The organism is Streptomyces sp. NPDC006385, from assembly GCF_040612485.1.
Lineage (GTDB): Bacteria > Actinomycetota > Actinomycetes > Streptomycetales > Streptomycetaceae > Streptomyces.
In genome coordinates, this window is sequence record NZ_JBEXQG010000066.1 from 23,865 (window position 1) to 45,726 (window position 21,862).

The window sequence follows — 21,862 nt, forward strand, 5'->3', positions numbered from 1 at the left end:
AGTCTCCGAGAGGAGCCTCAGCTGTCCACGAGTTCCACGCGTACGGGGTCGCCGTCGCGCACCGTGGACAGTAGGCGCGGGTCGCCGTCGACGCGACCCAGGACGTTGGACGGGCTGGCGAGGCGGCATTCGTCGCCTCGCGAGACCGGGGTGGGCCCGTAGGGGAGGGCGAGCGCGTCGCCGTCCGTCCAGAAGGCGACCGTGCCCGGTTCGACGACCTGTCGGGCATTGGTTTCACGTGGAACGGCGACGCCCGTGTCGAAGTAGACCTCCTCGCCCCAGGTGCGGGCGGTGGAGACGAGGGGCAGTGCCTTGGCGAGGGCCTGCGTGGTCGGGGTGTCGTCGAGGGTCGCGGTGAGGTGGCCCGCGGGCCAGGAGATCCGTATCTGTAGTGGCGGCTGTGTCTGCATGCTGCTGATTCAACAATATGTTGAAGGCCGCGCCAAGGGGTCGGTGTCGATGAGGGGACCCCCCTTCCGAGGCGGGAACAGCTGTGCTGCATAATTGCTTGTGAATGTGAACGCTTTCACAAGCGTAGGTAAGGAGCGGCGACGTGGACCTGGCTTTGGCGCCGGAGACTCTGGCGCGCTGGCAGTTCGGTATCACCACCGTCTACCACTTTCTGTTCGTCCCCCTGACGATCTCGCTGGCCGCCCTCACGGCCGGACTGCAGACCGCGTGGGTGCGTACCGAGAAGGAGAAGTACCTCAGGGCGACGAAGTTCTGGGGCAAGCTCTTTCTGATCAACATCGCGATGGGGGTGGTCACCGGCATCGTGCAGGAGTTCCAGTTCGGCATGAACTGGTCCGACTACTCCCGCTTCGTCGGTGACGTCTTCGGCGCTCCGCTCGCCTTCGAGGCCCTGATCGCCTTCTTCTTCGAGTCCACTTTCATCGGCCTGTGGATCTTCGGCTGGGACAAGCTGCCGAAGAAGATCCACCTGGCCTGTATGTGGATGGTCTCCATCGGCACGGTCCTGTCGGCGTACTTCATCCTCGCGGCCAACTCGTGGATGCAGCACCCGGTCGGTTACCGGATCAACGAGGCGAAGGGGCGGGCCGAGCTCACCGACTTCTGGCTCGTGCTGACCCAGAACACCGCGCTCGCCCAGGCCTTCCACACCCTCTCGGCGGCCTTCCTCACCGGTGGCGCGTTCATGGTCGGCATCTCGGCCTATCACCTGCTCCGTAAGAAGCACATCCGCGACATGAAGACCTCGCTGCGGCTCGGCCTGGTCACCGTCGTCATCGGCGGCATGCTCACCGCGATCAGCGGCGATGTCCTCGGCAAGATCATGTACGAGCAGCAGCCGATGAAGATGGCCGCGGCCGAGGCACTGTGGGACGGCGAGAAGCCGGCGCCCTTCTCGGTCTTCGCCGTCGGTGACGTCGACAAGGGCCACAACAAGGTCGCGATCGAGATACCGGGCCTGCTGTCCTTCCTGGCCAAGGACGACTTCTCCTCGTACGTCCCCGGCATCAACGACGTCAACAAGGCCGAGCAGGAGAAGTACGGCCCCGGCGACTACCGGCCCAACATCCCCGTCGCCTACTGGGGCTTCCGCTGGATGATCGGCTTCGGCATGGCGTCGTTCACCATCGGTCTGATCGGGCTCTGGCTGACCCGCAAGAAGTTCATGCTGCCGCAGCATCTCAGGGTCGGTGACGACGAGGTGCCGCATCTGGTCCTGCTCCCGAAGAAGGCGCTCGGCCCCAAGCTCACGAAGTGGTACTGGCGCATCGCGATCTGGACCCTGGCCTTCCCGCTGATCGCCAACTCCTGGGGCTGGATCTTCACCGAGATGGGCCGCCAGCCGTGGGTCGTCTACGGCGTCCTGCGCACCCGTGACGCGGTCTCCCCCGGCGTCTCCCAGGGCGAGGTCCTCACCTCGATGATCGTCTTCACCACGCTCTACGCCATCCTCGCCGTCGTCGAGGTCAAGCTGCTCGCGAAGTACGTCAAGGCCGGCCCGCCCGAGCTGACCGAAGCCGACCTGAACCCGCCCACGAAGATCGGCGGCGACTCCCGGGACGCCGACAAGCCGATGGCCTTCTCGTACTAGGCCGAGGGAGCTGCACAGTCATGGAACTTCACGACGTCTGGTTCGTCCTGATCGCCGTCCTGTGGATCGGCTACTTCTTCCTGGAGGGCTTCGACTTCGGGGTCGGTGTCCTCACCAAGCTGCTCGCCCGCGACCGGCCCGAGCGGCGCGTGCTGATCAACACCATCGGGCCTGTCTGGGACGGCAACGAGGTGTGGCTGCTCACCGCGGGCGGCGCCACCTTCGCGGCCTTCCCCGAGTGGTACGCCACCCTCTTCTCCGGCTTCTATCTGCCCCTGCTGCTCATCCTCGTCTGCCTGATCGTCCGGGGCGTCGCCTTCGAGTACCGGGTGAAGCGACCCGAGGAGAACTGGCAGCGCAACTGGGAGCACGCGATCTTCTGGTGTTCGCTGATCCCGGCGTTCCTGTGGGGAGTGGCCTTCGCCAATATCGCGCGGGGCGTGAAGCTCGACCAGAACCACGAGTACGTCGGCACCGTCCTGGACCTGCTCAACCCCTACGCGCTCATCGGCGGTCTGGTGACGCTGACGCTGTTCACCTTCCACGGTGCGGTGTTCACCGCTCTCAAGACCGTCGGGGAGATCAGGGGGCGGGCACGGACGCTGGCCACGCAGGTCGGGATCGCAGCCGCCGCACTGGCGCTGATCTTCCTGCTCTGGACGCAGATCGAGAGCGGCGACGGCAAGAGCCTGGTCGCGCTCGTCGTGGCCGTGGCCGCGCTGGTGGCGGCGCTGGTGGCGAACCAGGCCGGGCGCGAGGGATGGTCGTTCGCCTTGTCCGGCGTGACCATCGTGGCCGCCGTGGCGATGCTCTTCCTGACACTCTTCCCGAACGTCATGCCGTCCTCGCTCAATGACGAGTGGAGCCTCACGGTCACCAACGCCTCGTCGAGCCCGTACACCCTGAAGATCATGACGTGGTGCGCGGCGATCGCCACACCGATCGTCATGCTCTACCAGGGCTGGACCTACTGGGTGTTCCGCAAGCGGATCGGTACGCAGCACATCGCCGCAGACGCCGCTGCGGGGGCCAAGCACTGAGTCCGCGGTGGCAGGGTGTTTCGCGATGTTTCACGTGAAACACCCTGCCCTGGACCGAAGGGCATGTTTCACGTGAAACCGATCGATCCGCGTCTGCTCCGTTACGCCCGCGCCACCCGCCTCTTTCTGGTGGCGGTCGTCGGCTTGGGCATCCTCGGTGCCGGGCTGCTCATCGCACAGGCGATGCTCATCGCCGAGGCGGTGGTGGGTGCGTTCCAGCATGGGCTCTCCGCCGCCGAACTGCGCACTCCCCTGCTGCTGTTGGTGGCAGTCGCTGTCGGTCGCGCGGTGGTCGCGTGGCTGACCGAGCTGGCCGCCCATCGTGCGAGCGCGGCCGTGAAGTCGGAGCTGCGGGGGCGGCTGCTGGAGCGGGCGGCCGAGCTGGGGCCTGGCTGGCTGAGTGGACAGCGGACCGGATCGCTGGTCGCCCTCGCCACCCGGGGGGTCGACGCCCTCGACGACTACTTCTCGCGCTACCTGCCCCAGTTGGGGCTCGCGGTGGTGGTGCCGGTGGCGGTGCTGGCGCGGATCGTGACCGAGGACTGGGTCTCGGCGGCCATCATCGTCGGCACTCTGCCGCTCATCCCGATCTTCATGATGCTGATCGGCTGGGCCACGCAGTCCCGGATGGACCGTCAGTGGCGGTTGCTGTCCCGGCTGTCCGGGCACTTCCTGGACGTCGTGGCCGGACTGCCGACCCTGAAGGTGTTCGGGCGGGCCAAGGCGCAGGCCGAGTCGATCCGGCGTATCACCGGCGAGTACCGCAGGGCCACCATGCGGACCCTGCGGATCGCTTTCATCTCTTCCTTCGCCCTGGAACTGCTCTCCACGCTCTCGGTGGCCCTGGTCGCCGTGACGATCGGCATGCGGCTCGTCCACGGCGACATGCATCTGTACGACGGGCTGGTCGTCCTCGTGCTGGCGCCCGAGGCTTACCTGCCGCTGCGTCAGGTGGGCGCGCAGTACCACGCGGCAGCCGAGGGGCTGTCCGCGGCCGAGGAGATCTTCGAGGTGCTGGAGATTCCGGTGCCGGCGTCGGGTGGCACGGCGGTGCCGACGGGGTCGGTGTCGTTCGACGGGGTCTCGGTCCGGTACCCCGGGCGGTCCGCCGATGCCGTGTCGGACGTGTCCTTCTCCGTCGAGCCAGGGGAGACGGTCGCGCTCGTCGGGCCGAGCGGTGCGGGCAAGTCGACCCTGCTGAACGCGCTGCTGGGGTTCGTGCGGCCGACCGAGGGGCGAGTCCTGGTCGGAGGAGCCGATCTCGCCGAGCTCGATCTGGAGGAGTGGCGCTCGCGGATCGCCTGGGTGCCGCAGCATCCGCACCTGTACGCCGGGACGATCGCCGAGAACGTACGGCTGGCGCGTCCCGACGCGGATGACACGGCCGTACGACGTGCGCTGGGGGACGCCGGGGCGCTGGGATTCGTGGACGCGCTGCCCGAGGGCGTCGAGACGGCGCTGGGGGAGGACGGGGTCGGGTTGTCCGCAGGGCAGCGGCAGCGGCTGGCGCTGGCCCGGGCGTTCCTCGCGGACCGGCCCGTCCTGCTGCTCGACGAGCCGACGGCCGCACTCGACGGGGCCACCGAGGCCGAGGTCGTGGAGGCCGTGCGGAGGCTGGCGGTGGGGCGGACGGTGCTGCTGGTGGTGCATCGGCCGGCGTTGCTGGGCGTGGCGGACCGGATGGTGCGGCTCGCGGAGGCCGTGGCGTCTGTGCGGGTGGAGGGCGTGATCGACCCTGTGCGGGTGGAGGGCGTTTCCAACCCTGGGCAGACGGAAGCCGTGCTCGGGCCGACCGTTGCCCGTGCGGTCGAGGGGGAGGCGTACGGCGGTGCCGCTTCGGGCGACGCCGAGGACGTGTCGCTGGACGTGTCCCTCCCGAGGGACACACGCGGAGTCCTGGCCCGCGTCCGCGCCATGTCCGGTGCCCGGCGTGGCCGTCTGGCCCTCGCGCTGGTGCTCGGGAGCCTCGCGCTCGGCAGTGCGGTGGGGCTCATGGCCACCTCCGGGTGGCTCATCTCGCGGGCCTCGCAGCAGCCACCGGTGCTGTATCTGATGGTCGCCGTGACGGCGACGCGGGCCTTCGGCATCGGGCGGGCCGTGTTCCGGTACGCGGAGCGGCTGGTGTCGCACGACGCGGTGCTGAGGATGCTGGCCGACACCCGGGTCGCCGTCTACCGGCGGCTGGAGCGGCTGGCGCCCGCAGGTCTGCGCCGCGCCCGCCGGGGTGATCTGCTCTCGCGGCTCGTCGCCGACGTGGACGCGTTGCAGGACTACTGGCTGCGGTGGCTGCTGCCCGCCGCTGCCGCGACCGTCGTCTCCGCGGGGGCCGTCGGCTTCACCGCCTGGCTCCTGCCGGCGGCCGGTGCCGTGCTCGCCGCCGGTCTCCTGGCGGCCGGGGCCGGAGTGCCGCTCGTCACGGGTGCCGTCGCCCGACACGCCGAACGCAGGCTGGCCCCCGCGCGCGGCGTGCTCGCGACGCGCGTGACGGATCTGCTCACCGGCACCGCCGAACTGACCGTCGCCGGCGCCCTGCCCCGCCGTACGGCCGAGGTACGGCAGGCCGACGGGGCCCTCACCCGGATCGCCTCGCGGGCCGCCACCGCCACCGCGCTCGGTGACGGACTCACCGCGCTGATCTGCGGACTCACCGTCGCCGGCACGGCCCTCGTGGGCGCCCAGGCGGTCGCCGACGGGAGGCTCGCCGGCGTGACGATGGCCGTCGTCGTCCTCACCCCGTTGGCCGCCTTCGAGTCCGTTCTCGGCCTGCCGCTCGCCGTGCAGTACCGGCAGCGGGTGCGCAGGAGCGCCGAGCGCGTGTACGAGGTGCTGGACGCCCCCGAGCCCGTACGGGAACCGGGGCACCGCCGGCAGGCGCCCGCCTCGCCCTTCCCGCTCGCCGTCAGGGGCCTGACCGCCCGCCACGCCGGGCAGGACCGGGACGCGCTCGCCGGACTCGACCTCACCCTGGAGGAGGGCCGCCGGATCGCCGTCGTCGGGCCGTCCGGCTCCGGCAAGACCACGCTGGCGCAGGTGCTGCTGCGCTTCCTGGACGCGGACGCGGGCTCGTACGCGCTGGGCGGTGTGGACGCGTACGCGCTGGACGGCGACGACGTACGGCGGCTCGTCGGGCTGTGCGCACAGGACGCGCACCTCTTCGACAGCTCCGTGCGTGAGAACCTGCTGCTCGCCAAGAAGGACGCCACCAAGGCAGAAGTGCGCGACGCGCTGCAGCGCGCCCGGCTGCTCGACTGGGCCGACAGCCTGCCCGACGGACTGGACACGCTGGTGGGCGAGCACGGGGCGCGACTGTCCGGTGGGCAGCGACAGCGGCTCGCGCTGGCCCGCGCGTTGCTCGCCGACTTCCCCGTCCTCGTCCTCGACGAGCCCGCCGAGCACCTCGACCTGCCCACCGCCGACGCCCTCACCTCCGACCTGCTGGCCGCCACCGAGGGCCGTACGACACTGCTCATCACCCACCGACTGGCCGGGCTGGAGGCCGTGGACGAAGTGGTCGTCCTGGACCAGGGACGTGTGGTGCAACGGGGGACGTTCGCGGAGCTGGCCGCCGCCGACGGGCCGCTGCGGCGGATGGTGGAGCGGGAGGCGGAGGCGGACCTGTTGGTGGGGGCGTCGTAGCGCGTACGTCAACAGGAGTACTGACCCGTCCGCAGCAACCCGTCCCCCAGGCGTACGACCCGAACAGGACCGAGGCCCGCCTCGCGGGTCACGATCGCTGACATGCGCTCACATCGCCGTCGTGTCCTCGCCGTTCCGGCGCTGCTGTGCGCGCTCGTCGTGCCCATGGCGCGGCCCGCTGCCGCTGCCGGTGACGGCAAGGGGCCGCCCGGGCACAACGGCGTGGGTGACGACTCGGCCCTCAGCACGCAGGTGGTGCGGCTGTACGAGGACGCGGCCCTGGCCACGCAGCGGTACGAGACGGCGCGGCAGGAGGCCGAGGCGCAGCGGGCCAAGGCGCAGCGGGCCGAGGCGCTGCTCGAGCGGGAGCGGCAGGAGATCGGTGTCCTGCGCGAGGATCTGGGCCGTATCGCGCGTGCCCAGTACCGCAGCGGCGGCGGGGTGCCGCTCACCGCGCAGATCATCCTCGCGAAGAGTCCGGACGAGCTGATGCGCGGGCAGCGCGTGTTCTCGCAGACGAGTCTGGTCGTCGACAACGCCATCGAGAAGAGCCGCCGCGCCGAGGCCCGGCTCGCCGCGGACGAGGCCAAGGCAGCGGCGGCCTGGCAGACCCTGGAGAAGCGCAACGCCGAACTCGCCGGGCTGAAGAAGGGCATCGAGCAGAAGCTCGAAGAGGCGCGATGGCAGTTGCAGGGACGGGCTGACGCCTCCGTGGCCGCCGGCTCCTGCCGTGGTGCCGTACGGCTCGACCAGCCGAAGACGGACCTCACCAGCGCGTGGGCCGCTCCGGTGGATTCGTACGAACTGTCCGCGGCCTTCGGCAGTGGCGGACAGCGGTGGGCCAACCGGCACACCGGGCAGGACTTCGCGGTGCCGATCGGCACACCGGTGCGGGCGGTCGGGGACGGGCGTGTGGTCAAGGTGGCGTGCGGGGGCGCCTTCGGCATGGAAATCGTCGTCCGGCACACGGACGGCTACTACACGCAGTACGCCCACCTCGCCGCCGTAGCTGTCGATCAGGACGAGCGGGTCGACACCGGGCAGTGGATCGGTCAGTCGGGCACGAGCGGCAACTCCACCGGCCCGCACCTGCACTTCGAGGTGCGGGTCACTGCGGAGATGGGCTCGGCGGTGGATCCCGTGCCGTGGCTCAAGGAGCGGGGGGTGCCACTCGGGTAGGGCGGCCGTGGCCGGCCTTGAGCTAGTACCGCTCCGCCAGCAGCTGTTCGATGACGATCGCCACGCCGTCCTCGTTGTTGGCGACCGTCCGTCCCGAGGCGGCGGCGACGGCATCGGGGTGCGCGTTGCCCATCGCGTACGACTGGCCCGACCACGTCAGCATCTCCACGTCGTTGGGCATGTCCCCGAAGGCCACGACCTCCTCGTGCGAGATACCGCGCTCGGCGCAGCACAGGGCGAGCGTGCTGGCCTTCGAGACGCCGGGGCCGCTGATCTCCAGCAGGGCGCTGGGGCTGGAGCGGGTGACATTGGCGCGCTCGCCGATGGCGAGGCGGGCGAGGGTGAGGAAGGCGTCGGGGTCGAGGGTGGGGTGGTAGGCGAGGATCTTGAGGACCGGCTCGGCGGCCCCGGGGCCGTCCGGTGCCAAGAGGTCCTCGGCCGGCGCGAGCTGGTCCGGTATCTCCATGTGCAGCTTGGGGTAGTCGGGCTCCTGGTAGAAGCCGTACGTCTGCTCCACCGCGTACACCGTGCCCGGCGCCGCCTCACGCAGCAGCGCCACGGCGTCCAGCGCGTTCTCCCGCGCCAGCTCCCGCACCTTCACGAAGCGGTGGGCGCCGGGGCCGCCGTGCAGGTCGACTACGGCGGCGCCGTTGCCGCAGATCGCCAGGCCGTGACCGTGGACGTGATCGCTGACGACGTCCATCCAGCGCGCCGGGCGGCCGGTGACGAAGAACACCTCTACGCCCGCCTCCTCGGCGGCGGCCAGCGCGGCGACCGTGCGGGGGGAGACCGACTTGTCGTCACGCAGCAGGGTGCCGTCCAGGTCGGTGGCGATGAGCCGCGGGCGGACAGCGGCGGCCGGGGTCTGGTGCTGTCGAGTCGCTGAGGTCACCGGGTCATTCTCCCGCATATGCCTGCACGGCCGTGCAGGACTCCGCACATCTGAGGCGGCAGGTGAGGAGATACCGCCCCTGAGCACATCACCGACACCATCGACATCGCCCTCACCAGCGCCGTCATGCCCGCCGCGCTCAGCGCAGCTGCGCCGGCGCCTCCATGGCGATCTGCTCGAACACCTTCTCGTCGGCTGCGAAGTCCGAGTCGGGGATCGGCCAGTGCACCACGATCTCGGTGAATCCCAGCTCCTGGTGGCGCCCCGCGAAGTCCACGAACGCGTCCAGGGACTCCAGCGGACGGCCGCGGTCCGGGGTGAACCCGGTGAGCAGAATCTTGTCGAGATCACCTACCTCCCGGCCGATCTCGGCGCAGGCGTCGGCCAGCTTCTCGACCTGCCCGCGAATGGCTTGAACCGACTGTTCAGGAGTGCCGTTCTCGTACAGCTTGGGGTCACCCGTGGTCACCCACGCCTGCCCGTACCGTGCCGCGAGCCGCAGCCCGCGCGGGCCGGTCGCGGCGATCGCGAAGGGCAGCCGGGGTCGCTGTACGCAGCCCGGGATGTTGCGCGCCTCGTGCGCCGAGTAGAAGTCGCCCTCGTACGACAGCGAGTCCTCGGTCAGCAGCCGGTCCAGGAGCTGGACGAACTCGGCGAACCGGTCGGCTCGCTCGCGCGGCGTCCATGGGTCCTGTCCGAGCACGGTCGCGTCGAACCCGGAGCCGCCCGCACCGACGCCGAGCGTGAGGCGGCCACCGGAGATGTCGTCGAGGGAGATCAGTTCCTTGGCGTAGGGCACCGGATGCCGGAAGTTCGGCGAGGTCACCAGGGTGCCCAGCCGCAGATGGTCGGTGACGGCCGCGGCGGCGGTCAGAGTCGGCACGGCACCGAACCACGGGCCGTCCCGGAACGTGCGCCAGGACAGGTGGTCGTAGGTGTACGCGGCGTGGAAGCCGAGCTGCTCCGCGCGCTGCCACGCCTCGCGGCCTCCCTCGGACCAGCGGCGATACGGGAGGATCACGGTGCTCAGGCGCAGGCTCATGTTTCGAGCCTAAGCGGCCGCACGTGTTTCACGTGAAACGGTCACTGCACGCCGCTGCCCAGCCACGGAGTGAGGTTGTCATCAGCGTGTACTCCGATGCGCGCGGTCGGTCGCCGGTCGCCGGGTGGGGATCGCCGGGCGGCGGCTGGCGGGTGGCGGCACGATTCAGTGCGACGCGGGAAAGCGCAGGTACTCCGGTGGCACGGCTTTCGTCAGCCACACCCCGTTCGCACTGACGTGGAAGACATGGCCGTCGCGGTGCATGGCGCCGGCGTCCACGGAGAGCACCACCGGGTGACCACGTCGCGCGCCGACCCGTGTCGCGGTCTCGCGGTCGGCGGAGAGGTGCACGTCGTGCCTGTTCATGGGCCTGAGGCCGGCGCTGCGAATCGCGTCCAGACTGCGGGCGACGGTGCCGTGGTAGAGGTACGGCGGCGGGGTCGCCGGAGGCAGCCCGAGGTCGACGTCGATGCTGTGGCCCTGGCTGGCGCGGATCCGTGTGCCCTCGATCGCGAAGCGCTGCTTGTCATTGGCGGCCACCACGTGGTCCAGATCTTCCCGGGTGAAACGGAATCCGTGCGCCGCCGCGGCGGCGATCAGGGCGTCGATCTCGACCCAGCCCCCCTCGTCGAGCGTGAGCCCGATGTGCTCGGGCTGGTGGCGCAGGTGTTTCGAGAGGTACTTCGACACCTTCACGGTGCGTCTTTCGTCCATGCCACCAGGCTGCCGGGAGAGGTAGGAATCACGCGAACGATTTCGCTCCGGATGTTTGATCCACAACCAAGTGTGGTTATCCACAGGGGAATTGACGGTTCTGTGGACAACGAGCCGTTGTTTCAGGGGGTTTCGTCAAGATCAGCTGATGATCTGTGACTTGAGGCAAGGCGGTCCAAGGCGCGTGCCCGCACCTCCCGTTCGGCGGCCAGCGCGATGAAGTCGGCAGCCTGCTGAGGACCAACCAGCCTCTCCACGCCCCGCATTGTCTCTTCGGGGATGGGCACGGTTCTCGTCGGAATCGGAGTATCCGGCGCCTCGTCCGCACCCAGACGCTGACGCAGGTGCCGAACCGCCAACAGCCGCATCGCCCGGGCGAGTTCCGCGTCCACCGTCTGCTGGGCGAGCGGCCGCAGCCGGCGTACGAGCGAGGCTGCTTCGGTCGCGTCGGCGTCCGTCGGGCGGTGCGGTCCGTCCAGGTAGCGAGCGAAGAGGTGCTCGGTGGTGAACTGCAGGAAACCGGCGGCGATGTGCTCCACCTGCCCCCTCAACTCCCGCAGGTGACCTGAGATCGCGGACAGGGGAACCCCGGCAGCATGCAACTCCACTGCCACGGCAAGCTCTTGGGGACTCGGCACGAGGAAGGAGTCCTCGTCGCCGGGGACCGGCTCCAGTACGCCGAGCTCCACGGCCTCGGCCACCGCCGCGTCGTCGGGTGTGCCGCCGAAGCGCTCCTCCAGATCGGCGCGCGAGATCCGCGCCGCCTCCTCGTCGGTCCATGGCCCGTCCACCTCGGCGACCAGCCCGAGCACCCCGCCCAGGCCACGACCCGCGTCCCAGGCATCCAGGAGTTCTTTGATGGAGGCCAGGGTGTAGCCGCGGTCGAGGAGGTCGGCGATCTGGCGCAGGCGGACGAGGTGGGCGTCCGAGTAGAGGTTGGCGCGGCCCCGGCGCTCCGGGCGGGGGAGCAGGCCGCGGTCCTGGTAGGCCCGGATGGTGCGGACGGTGGCACCGCTGAGGTGCGCGAGGTCCTCGATCCGATGGGCGGGAGAGGCAGGTTCCGCAGTCACGCGCCCGACCTCACCGCCTTCGGCCCGATCCCCGGTCACACGATCGCCGTCGCCCCGGTTACCGGTCACGCCGCCGTCCCCGCCGCGGGTGATCTGCGCCGGTACCGGGGTATCGGCCCACCCAGCGCCGGGAGTTCACCGATCAGGACCGTACGCGACCGGTCGAAGGGCACACGGCGTGGAACGACGGCGTTCACAGAGGTGGCTCCAGTCGTGCGATCGCCCGCAGTGCCTTCGGCGTGAACCTCGACATGAGATACGCGCCACGCGCCTCCGGCGTCACCGGAACGACGGCCTCACCGCGCACCACCGCCCGCAGGATGGCGTCCGCGACCTTCTCCGGCGGATAGTTCCGCAGCCCGTACAGCCGCGCGGACTTCTTCTGCCGCCGCTTCTCCTCCTCGGCGTCGACCCCGGCGAAGCGCGCGGTCGAGGTGATGTTGGTGTTGACGAAGCCGGGGCATATCGCGGTGACCCCGATGCCCTGCCCGGCCAGCTCCGCGCGCAGGCACTCGCTCAGCATCAGCACCGCCGCCTTGGAGGTGCTGTAGGCGGGCAACGCCCTGGACGGCTGGAACGCCGCCGCAGACGCGGTGTTGACGATGTGGCCGCCCTGCCCGCGCTCGGCCATCTGCTTCCCGAACAGCCGGCAGCCATGGATGACGCCCCACAGATTGACGTCGAGGACCTTCTTCCAGTCCTCCGGTGTGGTGTCGAAGAAGGAGCCGCCCAGGCCGATCCCGGCGTTGTTCACCAGGACGTCGACCACGCCGTACTCGGCGGCGACCTTCGCGGCGAGCTTCTCCATCGCCTGCTCGTCGGAGACGTCGACCGTCTCCGCCCAGGCATCCGGGGCGCCGATCAGACGGGCCATCTCGGCGGTGCGGGCCGCGCTCTCCGCGTCCCGGTCGACGGCCACCACGCGCGCGCCGGCCTCGGCGAACGCGTACGCCGTCGCCCGTCCGATGCCGCTGCCGGCACCGGTGACCAGGACGAGCTGTCCGCCGAAGCGGTCGGCGTACTTCCCGCTCGCCGTCACCCCCTCCGGGCGCCCGCCCTCCACGGACGTGACGAAGTCCGTGATCCAGGCCGTGAGTTGGTCGGGGCGCGAGCGCGGTACCCAGTGCCTCGCCGGAAGCGTGCGCCGGGTCAACTGCGGAACCCACCGCTCGAGTTCGTCGTAGAGCCGCTCGGACAGGAAAGCGTCCCTCACAGGCGTGATGAGCTGCACGGGCGCGTGCGCGTATGCGTCCGGGCGCGGACGGCGCAGTCTGGCCCGGACGTTGTCCCGGTACAGCCAGGCGCCGTGCGCCGCGTCCGTCGGCAGTGAGGAGGTCGGGTAGTCGCCACCCGGAACCTTCTCCACGCGCTCCAGAATGCGCGGCCACCGCTTACCGAGAGGGCCGCGCCAGGCCAGCTCGGGCAGCACGGGCGTGTGCAGCAGGTACACGTACCAGGACTTGGCGCCCTGGCCGAGGAGCTGGCCCACCCGGCGGGGAGTGGGGTGCTTCAGGCGCCGGCTGATCCAGTGGCCGAAGTGGTCGAGGGACGGTCCGGACATCGACGTGAAGGACGCGATCCGGCCCTCCGTTCGCTTGACCGTGGTGAACTCCCAGCACTGCACCGAGCCCCAGTCGTGCCCGACCAGATGCACGGGCCGGTCCGGGCTGACCGCGTCCGCGACCGCCAGGAAGTCGTCCGTCAGCTTCTCCAGCGTGAACCCGCCACGCAGCGGCTTCGGTGCCGTCGACCGGCCATGGCCCCGGACGTCGTACAGCACGACATGGAAACGGTCGGCCAGCCGCGGCGCGACCTCGGACCACACCTCCTTGCTGTCCGGATAGCCGTGCACCAGGATCACCGTCGGCTGCCCGACCTCGCCCAGCTCGGCGACACACAGCTCGACCCCGCCGGTCCGCACCCGGCGCTCGCGCGCGCCCTGAAGAGTCACCGGCACCGTCACTTCTCCTCCACCCAGCGCCGCACGTGCGGCAGATCGTCGTCCAGCCAGAAGGCGCTCTGCTCGGGATCCGCGGAGTCGGTGACGACCAGGATCTCCTCGAACTTCGCTCCCGTGCCCCGGAAACCGAGGTGCGGTTCGACCGCCCACAGGCCCGGCTGCGGCGGGTGGTCGGAGAAGCGGTACGGCGACCACAGCGGCGACCAGCCCTCGCGGTGACCGTGCAGCGCGTCGCTCGCCAGGCCCTTCAGGGACTGCGTGCCGAACCCGAACACATGCGGTGACCAGCGGCGCTGCCTGACCCGGTCGACCTTGTGCGCGATCACGCCGAAGGGATAGGCACGGTGCCGGTTGGCATAGCCCTGCCGGACCATGAGGCGGTCCACGTCCTCGTAGATCTCCCGCAGCGGCCGCCGCTCGCGCACCTCCCGCAGGATCAACTCCCGGTGCGCCTCCAGGTCCGCCACCAGCTTGTCCTGTACGGGGTTGATGCCGAGCGAGCCCGAGTAACCGATGTCCGCCGTGTAGCCGTCGAACACGGGGGCCATGTCCAGGATGAACGGCATCCCGGGCTCCAGCCGGCGGTTGGTGGGGAAGAACTGCAACGGGACGCGGAAGTTCACGAACGCGGTGCGGTCCCCGAACCACGCGAAGGGCAGATGGAACCAGTCCCGTACACCGCGCTCGCGCAGCCACTCGCGCTGCATGCGCGCCGCCTCGCGCTCGGTGATGCCCGGTTCCAGCCGCGCCGCGACGGCCTCCGCGCACTCGTACGCCAGCCGCTGGACCCGTCTGAACCCTTGCAGGTCCGCGGAGTCCGCCGAGAGCTCCCCTGCCATCGCCGTAGTCATGCCACCGCCCCACTTGTCCACGCTGACTGCGGTACGTGCCCGTAACTTGACACTGGCGAATGTGACAGTTGTTAGAGGCCGCGTCAATAGAGGTGCCTCGGGCTGTGGAAAACCCTGCACCTGTGGAAAACCTGGGCGCCGTTGTTCGACCTCAGGGTGACCCCTAGGGTCCCGTACACCTGAGGTCTGACTTCAAGACAGCTCTGCGGGGTGACGACCGGCGCGGGCCGCGTCACTACCTTCGAAGCGTGACTGTGATCGCGACCGAAAGCCTGAGCAAGCGGTTCCCCAGGGTGACCGCGCTTGACCGGCTCTCCGTGGACGTCGGGCCCGGTGTGACCGGACTCGTCGGAGCCAACGGAGCCGGCAAGTCCACACTGATCAAGATCCTGCTGGGTCTGTCCCCCGCCACCGAGGGCCGTGCCGAAGTGCTCGGACTCGATGTCGCCACCAAGGGCGCCGCCATCCGCGAGCGGGTCGGGTACATGCCGGAGCACGACTGTCTGCCGCCGGACGTCTCGGCGACCGAGTTCGTCGTGCACATGGCCCGCATGTCCGGCCTGCCGCCCGCCGCAGCGCGCGAGCGCACCGCGGACACGCTGCGCCACGTCGGTCTGTACGAGGAGCGCTACCGCCCGATCGGCGGCTACTCGACCGGCATGAAGCAGCGCGTGAAGCTGGCGCAGGCCCTGGTGCACGACCCGCAGCTGGTCTTCCTGGACGAGCCGACCAACGGCCTCGACCCGGTCGGCCGCGACGAGATGCTCGGCCTGATCCGCCGCATCCACACCGACTTCGGCATCTCCGTCCTGGTCACCTCCCACCTGCTGGGCGAACTGGAACGCACCTGCGACCACGTCGTCGTCATCGACGGCGGCAAGCTCCTGCGCTCCAGCTCCACCACCGACTTCACCCAGACCACGACGACCCTCGCCATCGAGGTCACCGACACCGACGACCACCCGGACGGCACCCGCGCGGTGCGCGACGCGCTCCACGCGCGCGGGGTCGACGTACTCGACGGCAGCGGCGGCCTCCCCGGCGCCGGCCACATCCTGCTGCTCACCGCGCAGGGCGAGGAGACCTACGACCTGGTGCGGGACGTGGTCGCCGACCTCGGCCTCGGCCTGGTGCGCATGGAACAGCGCAGGCACCACATCGCCGAGGTCTTCAAGGACAGCGAGCAGAGCACCGACGCACAGCGGAAGGAGGCGGTCGGCCATGGCAGTTGAGCAGCCCATGCGGACACCCGTCACGACGTCGGGTGACCAGACCCGCATCCACAACATCGGCTACCGCACCTACGACGGCCCCCGCCTCGGCCGCTCCTACGCCACCCGCTCCCTCTACTCGCAGTCCCTGCGCGGCGCCTACGGCCTCGGCCGGTCGGTGAAGTCCAAGGTGCTGCCGATGCTGCTGTTCGTGGTGATGTGCGTGCCCGCGGCCATCATGGTCGCCGTCGCGGTCGCCACCAAGGCGAACGACCTGCCCGTCGACTACACGCGCTACGCGATCGTCATGCAGGCCGTCATCAGCCTCTACGTCGCCTCGCAGGCACCCCAGTCCGTCTCGCGCGACCTGCGCTTCAAGACCGTACCGCTGTACTTCTCGCGGCCCATCGAGACCGCCGACTACGTACGCGCCAAGTTCGCGGCACTGGCCTCCGCGCTGTTCCTCCTCACCGGGGCCCCGCTGCTGGTGCTCTACGTGGGCGCGCTGCTGGCCAAGCTCGACTTCGCCGACCAGACCAAGGGATTCGCACAGGGACTCGTCTCCGTGGCACTGCTCTCGCTGCTCTTCGCCGGCATCGGCCTGGTCATCGCCTCGGTCACGCCCCGCCGCGGCTTCGGCATCGCCGCCGTGATCGCCGTACTGACCATCTCCTACGGAGCCGTCTCCACCCTCCAGGCCATCGCCGAGGTGCAGAACAGTTCGGGCGCCATCCCCTGGGTCGGCCTCTTCTCACCGGTCACGCTCATCGACGGCGTGCAGTCCGCCTTCCTGGGTGCCACGTCCGCCTTCCCGGGCGGAGTCGGCCCGTCCAACGGGGAGGGCGCGGTCTATGTCCTCGTCACCCTGGGCCTGATCGCCGCCTCCTACGGCCTCCTGATGCGCCGCTACCGAAAGGCCGGACTGTGACCACGCTCTCCATCGACCACGTCTCCCGCTGGTTCGGCAACGTGGTCGCCGTCAACGACATCACCATGACGATCGGCCCCGGCGTCACCGGCCTCCTCGGCCCCAACGGCGCCGGAAAGTCCACCCTCATCAACATGATGGGCGGCTTCCTCGCCCCGTCCACCGGCACGGTCACCCTCGACGGACAGCCGGTCTGGCGCAACGAGGCCATCTACAAGCACATCGGCATCGTCCCCGAGCGTGAGGCGATGTACGACTTCCTCACCGGCCGCGAATTCGTCGTCGCGAACGCCGAGTTGCACGGCCTGGGCGCCAAGGCGGCCCAGAAGGCCCTGGCCACGGTCGAGATGGAGTACGCACAGGACCGCAAGATCTCCACGTACTCCAAGGGCATGCGCCAGCGCGTGAAGATGGCGAGCGCCCTCGTCCACGACCCCTCGCTGCTCCTGCTCGACGAGCCCTTCAACGGCATGGACCCGCGGCAGCGCATGCAGCTCATGGACCTGCTGCGCCGCATGGGCGACGAGGGCCGCACGGTGCTGTTCTCCTCGCACATCCTCGAAGAGGTCGAGCAACTCGCCTGGCACATCGAGGTCGTGGTCGCCGGACGGCACGCGGCGAGCGGTGACTTCCGCAAGATCCGCCGCCTGATGACCGACCGTCCGCACCGCTACCTGGTGCGCTCCAGCGACGACCGCACGCTCGCGGCCGCGCTGATCGCCGATCCGTCGACGTCCGGCATCGAGGTCGACCTGACCGAGGGCGCGCTGCACATCCAGGCCGTCGACTTCGGCCGCTTCACCGCCCTGCTGCCGAGGGTGGCGCGTGACCACGGCATCCGCCTGCTCACGGTCTCGCCGTCCGACGAGTCCCTCGAGTCCGTCTTCTCGTATCTGGTCGCGGCGTAGGAGGCCGAAGATGTATGACCCCACAGTCGCCCGACTCACCTACCGGGCCCTGCTCGGCCGCCGACGGGCCCTCATCCTCGGCGCGCTGCCCCTGCTGCTGATCGTGATCGCCGTGGCCGTACGCGGCCTCGCCGGGGCGGACGACCAGACGGCGTCCGACCTGCTGGGCGGCCTCGCCCTCGCCACGATGGTGCCGATCATCGGCGTCATCGCCGGAACCGGCGCGATCGGGCCGGAGATCGACGACGGCTCGGTGGTGTATCTGCTGTCCAAGCCGGTGAAACGACCGACGATCATCTTCACCAAGCTGATCGTGGCGATCGCCGTGACGATGGTGTTCTCGGCGCTGCCCACCTTCATCGCAGGCTTGATCCTCAACGGCAACGGCCAGCAGATCGCCGTCGCCTACACGGTCGCCGCACTGGTCGCGTCCATCGCGTATGCCGCGATCTTCCTGCTGCTCGGCACGGTGTCCCGGCACGCGGTGGTGTTCGGGCTCGTGTACGCGCTGGTCTGGGAGGCCCTGTTCGGCTCCCTGGTGTCGGGTGCGCGCACGCTGAGCGTCCAGCAGTGGTCGTTGGCGGTGGCGCAGAAGGTCGCCGGCGGGGACATGGTGACGTCGGATGTCGCGCTGCCCACGGCGACGGTGCTGCTGGCGGTGGTCACCGTGCTCGCGACCTGGTACGCGGGGCAGAAGCTGCGGTCGCTGACGCTGGCAGGGGAGGAGTAAGGAGTCGGGCCCCTGACCGGGCCCGCTCTTGACGAGGGCTTCACCTCTTCCCGGGCACACTGGGCAAAGAGGACGCACCGCATGAACGGGAGGACGGGATGGCAGGCGGGACGTCACAGCACGAGGATCGGGAACAGTCCGGGGACGACGCCTGGGACGACCTGGTCCTGGACGACGACTTCATACGCGGGGCCGAGACCTCGGAGCCGTCCGCCCGCGCCCGCATGCTGGCCGCCCGCTGGCGCCGTGAGAAGCCCGAGCCGCAGCCGTGGCGCTCGGACGAACCGCCGGCGGGGTGGTTCTTCAGCAAGGGGCGCCGGCGCAAGTGGCGCCGCCGGTAAGGGGCGTGCGGGCGCCTTCCCCGGGCTCCTTAATTCAGTGGCGCGCAACTCGTCGTACAGGCACAGTGGTTGTGTCCACATCGCCGGACGGTGAGTTCGGCGCCACGTTCTGGGAGAGGAGCTCGGCGATGTCCATGCACGGCAGTACGTCGAGCTCCCGACAGGGCAGCCGGCGGCGGACTCCGGAGTAATCGCTACCCCTCCGTCGAGTTCGTCACGCCCGGGGAGCTGCCCGGGGCGGCCGCTTCGAGCACGCGATGTCGCTCTCGCGTGGGCCGCCCACCCGGAGGATTGGCCGAGTGGTAAGGCACCGGTTTGCTAAACCGTGGTCGGGTCTGAAAAGCCCGCGCACGTTCGATTCGTGCATCCTCCGCGAGACGTTGCCACTGGGGCTGGGCCGATGTGCAGGGCTTGGGGTGCGTGGAGAGGCGCCCGGCGCTGCCGAGAGGTCGGCCGACGCAACCCGGCGCCGACGGGTTGCCGCCCGCGCCCACCTGTGCCGCCCCGGCAGCACGACTGCCCGCGACTTGGCTGCGCCAGCTGCGAGCCGCCGTCCCCCGTGGCTCCAGCCGCTGTCGGCTGCCGCTCGTGGGTCAGCCGTTGAACATCGTCGGCCGCGCAGTCCTCCGGCCGCCGCCAGCCGCTCCAGCGACACGGCTACCCGCGACTACGGCTGCGCAAGCCACAAGAGCCGCCAGCCCTCGCGGCGCGGCCAGCCGCCAGCCGTCAGCTGCTGCTCCTGGGCCAGCCTCCAGCCGCCGCCATCTGCCCCAGCCCCTAGCCGCCGCCGACTACGCCCGCCGCCAACCGTCGGTTACCGCTACCTACCGGCTGCCCCCGCCGACGACGCCAGCCGCCAGCCGCCGGCCGTCGCCAACCGTCCCCCACCGCCACCTACCGGCTGCCCCCGCCGCCGACGTCAGCCGAGCAACCGCTCCAGTACCGTCGCGATCCCGTCCTCCTCGTTGGAAGACGTCACCTCGTCCGCCACCGCCTTGAGTTCCTCGTGGGCGTTGGCCATGGCCACTCCGTGGGCCGCCCAGGCGAACATCGGGATGTCGTTGGGCATGTCGCCGAAGGCGATCGTGTCGGCTGCCTTCATGCCGAGGCGGCGGGCCGCCAGTGACAGGCCGGTCGCCTTCGACAGGCCCAGGGGAAGCAGCTCGACGATGCCCTCGCCGGCCATCGCCACCGTGACGAAGCCGCCCGCGGCCTGGCGTGCGGCCTCAGCCAACTCGTCGTCCGACAGCTTCGGATGCTGTATGTAGATCTTGTTCAGCGGGGCCGTCCACAGATCCGACGCGTCCGTGAAGGGGGTCGACGGGAGGGCGCCCATGACCGCGTAGCCGGGGCCCACCAGGACGTCGCCGTCCAGGCCGTCGCGGCTCGCCGCCAGGAACAGCGGCCCTACCTCGGCCTCGATCTTGGCCAGCGCCACCCCCGCCAGCTGTCGGTCCAGGGTCACCGACGTCAGCAGACGGTGCTCGCCGGCGTCGTACACCTGGGCCCCCTGGCCGCAGACGGCGAGGCCGTGGTAGCCGAGGTCGTCGAGGATGTGGCGGGTCCAGGGGACCGCTCGGCCCGTGACGACGATGTGCGCCGCGCCCGCCGCGGTGGCCGCGGCGAGCGCGTCACGGGTGCGCGGGGAGACCGACTCGTCGGAGCGCAGGAGCGTCCCGTCGAGGTCGGTCGCGATCAGCCGGTACGGGAAGCCTTCCGATCTGCTCGGGAGGTCTCCCGAAGCGTCCTCGGAATTCCCGGCGGAAGCCGTGTCGCTCACTTGGCCACCGGCTCCAGGACCTCCCGGCCGCCCAAGTACGGGCGCAGCACCTCGGGCACCCGGACGGAGCCGTCGGCCTGCTGGTGGTTCTCCAGGATCGCCACGATCGTGCGCGGCACCGCGCACAGCGTGCCGTTGAGGGTGGCCAGCGGCTTGACCTGCTTGCCGTCACGGACCCGGATCGACAGGCGGCGGGACTGGAACTCGGTGCAGTCCGAGGTCGAGGTCAGCTCGCGGTACTTGCCCTGGGTCGGGATCCACGCCTCGCAGTCGAACTTGCGGGCCGCCGAGGAGCCGAGGTCGGCCGACGCGACGTCGATGACCCGGAACGGCAGTTCCAGTGACGTCAGCCACTGCTTCTCCCACTCCAGCAGGCGCTGGTGCTCGGCCTGCGAGTCCTCGGGAGCGACGTACGAGAACATCTCGACCTTGTCGAACTGGTGCACGCGGAAAATGCCGCGCGTGTCCTTGCCGTGCGAGCCGGCCTCGCGGCGGAAGCAGGGGGAGAAGCCCGCGTAGCGCAGCGGAAGCTTCTCGGCGTCGAGGATCTCGTCCATGTGGTAGGCCGCGAGCGGGACCTCGGAGGTGCCGACCAGGTAGAGGTCGTCCTTGTCGAGGTGGTAGACGTCCTGGGCGGCCTGGCCGAGGAAGCCGGTACCGGCCATCGACTGCGGCCGGACCAGCGCCGGGGTCAGCATCGGCGTGAAGCCGGCCGCCGTCGCCTGTGCCATCGCGGCGTTGACCAGGGCCAGCTCCAGCAGGGCGCCGACGCCGGTGAGGAAGTAGAAGCGGGAGCCGGAGACCTTCGCACCGCGCTCGACGTCGATCGCGCCGAGGAGCGAGCCGAGCTCCAGGTGGTCCTTCGGCTGGAAGCCCTCGGCCGCGAAGTCGCGGATCTCGCCGTGCGTCTCCAGCGTGACGAAGTCCTCCTCGCCGCCGACCGGGACGTCCGGGTGCACGAGGTTGCCGAGTTGGAGGAGCAGCTCCTGGGTCTCCGCGTCGGCCGCGTCGCGCTCCGCGTTGGCCGTCTTGACGTCGGCGGCCAGCTGGCTCGCCTTCTTCAGCAGCTCGGCCTTCTCGTCTCCGGCGGCCTTGGGGATGAGCTTGCCGAGTTGCTTCTGCTCGGCACGCAGCTCGTCGAAGCGGACGCCGGACGACCTGCGCCGCTCGTCGGCAGACAGGAGGGCGTCGACGAGCGCGACGTCCTCTCCACGGGCGCGCTGCGAGGCGCGCACTCGGTCGGGGTCCTCACGGAGCAGGCGAAGGTCAATCACGTGCTCAAGGCTACCGGGGTGGGGTGACAGCCCACGACTCACTATTCCGGAGCGCGGCGTTCATCCCGTTGTGAGTGAATTGCGTGACGTGTCAATGGAAGGCGTCTCACTCCCTGGAACGGGGCAGGCGCACGGCGGCCGGTTGACTCGATTCCCTTGTGGGGAACGGGACTTGGGCCGCCGTTGTCCACAGGAATCCCCAGCCTCGGCAGAGTTATCCACAGGGTGTGTGGATGGGTTGTGG

General features: G+C 70.1%; 18 protein-coding genes and 1 tRNA gene. 10 read left to right on the top strand and 9 right to left on the bottom strand.

The window, feature by feature from the left end; all coding sequences use genetic code 11:
- Positions 1-17 precede the first annotated feature (17 nt).
- On the bottom strand, positions 18-410 hold the full coding sequence (locus tag ABZ078_RS34860) for a cyclophilin-like fold protein (protein ID WP_356582035.1): 393 nt from the start codon (positions 408-410) through the stop codon (positions 18-20).
- Between the two features lie 143 nt (positions 411-553).
- Between ABZ078_RS34860 and ABZ078_RS34865 the strand changes: the two genes are divergently transcribed.
- From ABZ078_RS34865 to ABZ078_RS34880, 4 genes are all read left to right on the top strand, one after another.
- A complete protein-coding gene (locus ABZ078_RS34865; protein WP_356582037.1) occupies positions 554-2,062 on the top strand; it encodes a cytochrome ubiquinol oxidase subunit I in 1,509 nt (502 codons plus the stop codon).
- A gap of 20 nt (positions 2,063-2,082) precedes the next feature.
- Positions 2,083-3,102, top strand: coding sequence for a cytochrome d ubiquinol oxidase subunit II (cydB, locus tag ABZ078_RS34870; RefSeq protein WP_356582039.1), 1,020 nt, complete (start codon positions 2,083-2,085; stop codon positions 3,100-3,102).
- Between the two features lie 72 nt (positions 3,103-3,174).
- On the top strand, positions 3,175-6,738 hold the full coding sequence (gene cydD, locus ABZ078_RS34875; protein ID WP_356582071.1) for a thiol reductant ABC exporter subunit CydD: 3,564 nt from the start codon (positions 3,175-3,177) through the stop codon (positions 6,736-6,738).
- A gap of 102 nt (positions 6,739-6,840) precedes the next feature.
- A complete protein-coding gene (locus ABZ078_RS34880) occupies positions 6,841-7,917 on the top strand; it encodes a M23 family metallopeptidase (RefSeq protein ID WP_356582041.1) in 1,077 nt (358 codons plus the stop codon).
- Between the two features lie 22 nt (positions 7,918-7,939).
- Here ABZ078_RS34880 and ABZ078_RS34885 read toward each other — a convergent pair whose 3' ends face one another.
- The 6 genes from ABZ078_RS34885 to ABZ078_RS34910 all read right to left on the bottom strand — a co-directional run bounded on the left by ABZ078_RS34885 (position 7,940) and on the right by ABZ078_RS34910 (position 14,446).
- Positions 7,940-8,809 (bottom strand): HAD hydrolase family protein, encoded by an 870-nt coding sequence (locus ABZ078_RS34885; protein WP_356582043.1) that lies wholly within the window; start codon positions 8,807-8,809, stop codon positions 7,940-7,942.
- A gap of 139 nt (positions 8,810-8,948) precedes the next feature.
- Positions 8,949-9,851 carry an LLM class flavin-dependent oxidoreductase gene (locus ABZ078_RS34890; protein WP_356582045.1) on the bottom strand — a complete coding sequence of 301 codons (903 nt, stop codon included), beginning with the start codon at positions 9,849-9,851 and terminating at the stop codon, positions 8,949-8,951.
- A gap of 165 nt (positions 9,852-10,016) precedes the next feature.
- Positions 10,017-10,565: an RNA 2'-phosphotransferase gene (locus tag ABZ078_RS34895; protein WP_356582047.1), complete on the bottom strand. Its 549-nt coding sequence runs from the start codon at positions 10,563-10,565 to the stop codon at positions 10,017-10,019.
- Positions 10,566-10,687: 122 nt separating this feature from the next.
- The gene (locus tag ABZ078_RS34900) at positions 10,688-11,635 is read right to left on the bottom strand and encodes a MerR family transcriptional regulator (RefSeq protein ID WP_356582049.1); all 948 of its coding nucleotides are present in this window, start codon (positions 11,633-11,635) and stop codon (positions 10,688-10,690) included.
- 193 nt (positions 11,636-11,828) lie between these two features.
- The gene (locus ABZ078_RS34905) at positions 11,829-13,586 is read right to left on the bottom strand and encodes an SDR family oxidoreductase (RefSeq protein ID WP_356582073.1); all 1,758 of its coding nucleotides are present in this window, start codon (positions 13,584-13,586) and stop codon (positions 11,829-11,831) included.
- Positions 13,587-13,594: 8 nt separating this feature from the next.
- Entirely contained in the window at positions 13,595-14,446 is an 852-nt protein-coding gene (locus ABZ078_RS34910) for a M24 family metallopeptidase (protein WP_356582051.1), read from the bottom strand.
- A 254-nt stretch (positions 14,447-14,700) separates the two neighbouring features.
- Here ABZ078_RS34910 and ABZ078_RS34915 point away from each other — a divergent pair, with 254 nt between their 5' ends.
- From ABZ078_RS34915 to ABZ078_RS34940, 6 genes are all read left to right on the top strand, one after another.
- Positions 14,701-15,678, top strand: a complete 978-nt coding sequence (locus tag ABZ078_RS34915) for an ABC transporter ATP-binding protein (protein ID WP_356582075.1) — start codon at positions 14,701-14,703, stop codon at positions 15,676-15,678.
- Positions 15,668-16,585, top strand: coding sequence for an ABC transporter permease (locus ABZ078_RS34920; RefSeq protein ID WP_356582053.1), 918 nt, complete (start codon positions 15,668-15,670; stop codon positions 16,583-16,585). The genes ABZ078_RS34915 and ABZ078_RS34920 overlap by 11 nt, the downstream gene beginning before the upstream one ends.
- Positions 16,582-17,493: an ABC transporter ATP-binding protein gene (locus ABZ078_RS34925; RefSeq protein WP_356582055.1), complete on the top strand. Its 912-nt coding sequence runs from the start codon at positions 16,582-16,584 to the stop codon at positions 17,491-17,493. Before ABZ078_RS34920 ends, ABZ078_RS34925 begins: the two co-directional genes overlap by 4 nt.
- A 10-nt stretch (positions 17,494-17,503) precedes the next feature.
- The gene (locus ABZ078_RS34930; RefSeq protein WP_356582057.1) at positions 17,504-18,223 is read left to right on the top strand and encodes an ABC transporter permease; all 720 of its coding nucleotides are present in this window, start codon (positions 17,504-17,506) and stop codon (positions 18,221-18,223) included.
- Between the two features lie 98 nt (positions 18,224-18,321).
- Positions 18,322-18,564 carry a hypothetical protein gene (locus ABZ078_RS34935; RefSeq protein WP_356582059.1) on the top strand — a complete coding sequence of 81 codons (243 nt, stop codon included), beginning with the start codon at positions 18,322-18,324 and terminating at the stop codon, positions 18,562-18,564.
- A 285-nt stretch (positions 18,565-18,849) separates the two neighbouring features.
- Positions 18,850-18,937, top strand: a tRNA-Ser gene (locus tag ABZ078_RS34940).
- Positions 18,938-19,483: 546 nt separating this feature from the next.
- On the opposite strand, the gene ABZ078_RS34945 is transcribed toward ABZ078_RS34940, so the two are convergent.
- Positions 19,484-20,263 carry an HAD family hydrolase gene (locus tag ABZ078_RS34945; RefSeq protein WP_356582077.1) on the bottom strand — a complete coding sequence of 260 codons (780 nt, stop codon included), beginning with the start codon at positions 20,261-20,263 and terminating at the stop codon, positions 19,484-19,486.
- 77 nt (positions 20,264-20,340) lie between these two features.
- Complete coding sequence (serS, locus tag ABZ078_RS34950) at positions 20,341-21,618, bottom strand: serine--tRNA ligase (protein WP_356582060.1); 1,278 nt, start codon at positions 21,616-21,618, stop codon at positions 20,341-20,343.
- Between the last annotated feature and the right edge of the window lie 244 nt (positions 21,619-21,862).

Bases quoted from the DNA above. Each gene is read 5' to 3' on its own strand.
- ABZ078_RS34930 (WP_356582057.1), top strand. From the start codon at position 17,504: ATGTATGACCCCACAGTCGCCCGACTCACCTACCGGGCCCTGCTCGGC.
- ABZ078_RS34935 (WP_356582059.1), top strand. From the start codon at position 18,322: ATGGCAGGCGGGACGTCACAGCACGAGGATCGGGAACAGTCCGGGGAC.
- ABZ078_RS34890 (WP_356582045.1), bottom strand. From the start codon at position 9,851: ATGAGCCTGCGCCTGAGCACCGTGATCCTCCCGTATCGCCGCTGGTCC.
- ABZ078_RS34880 (WP_356582041.1), top strand. From the start codon at position 6,841: ATGCGCTCACATCGCCGTCGTGTCCTCGCCGTTCCGGCGCTGCTGTGC.
- ABZ078_RS34860 (WP_356582035.1), bottom strand. From the start codon at position 410: ATGCAGACACAGCCGCCACTACAGATACGGATCTCCTGGCCCGCGGGC.
- cydB (WP_356582039.1), top strand. From the start codon at position 2,083: ATGGAACTTCACGACGTCTGGTTCGTCCTGATCGCCGTCCTGTGGATC.
- ABZ078_RS34920 (WP_356582053.1), top strand. From the start codon at position 15,668: ATGGCAGTTGAGCAGCCCATGCGGACACCCGTCACGACGTCGGGTGAC.
- ABZ078_RS34895 (WP_356582047.1), bottom strand. From the start codon at position 10,565: ATGGACGAAAGACGCACCGTGAAGGTGTCGAAGTACCTCTCGAAACAC.
- ABZ078_RS34910 (WP_356582051.1), bottom strand. From the start codon at position 14,446: ATGACTACGGCGATGGCAGGGGAGCTCTCGGCGGACTCCGCGGACCTG.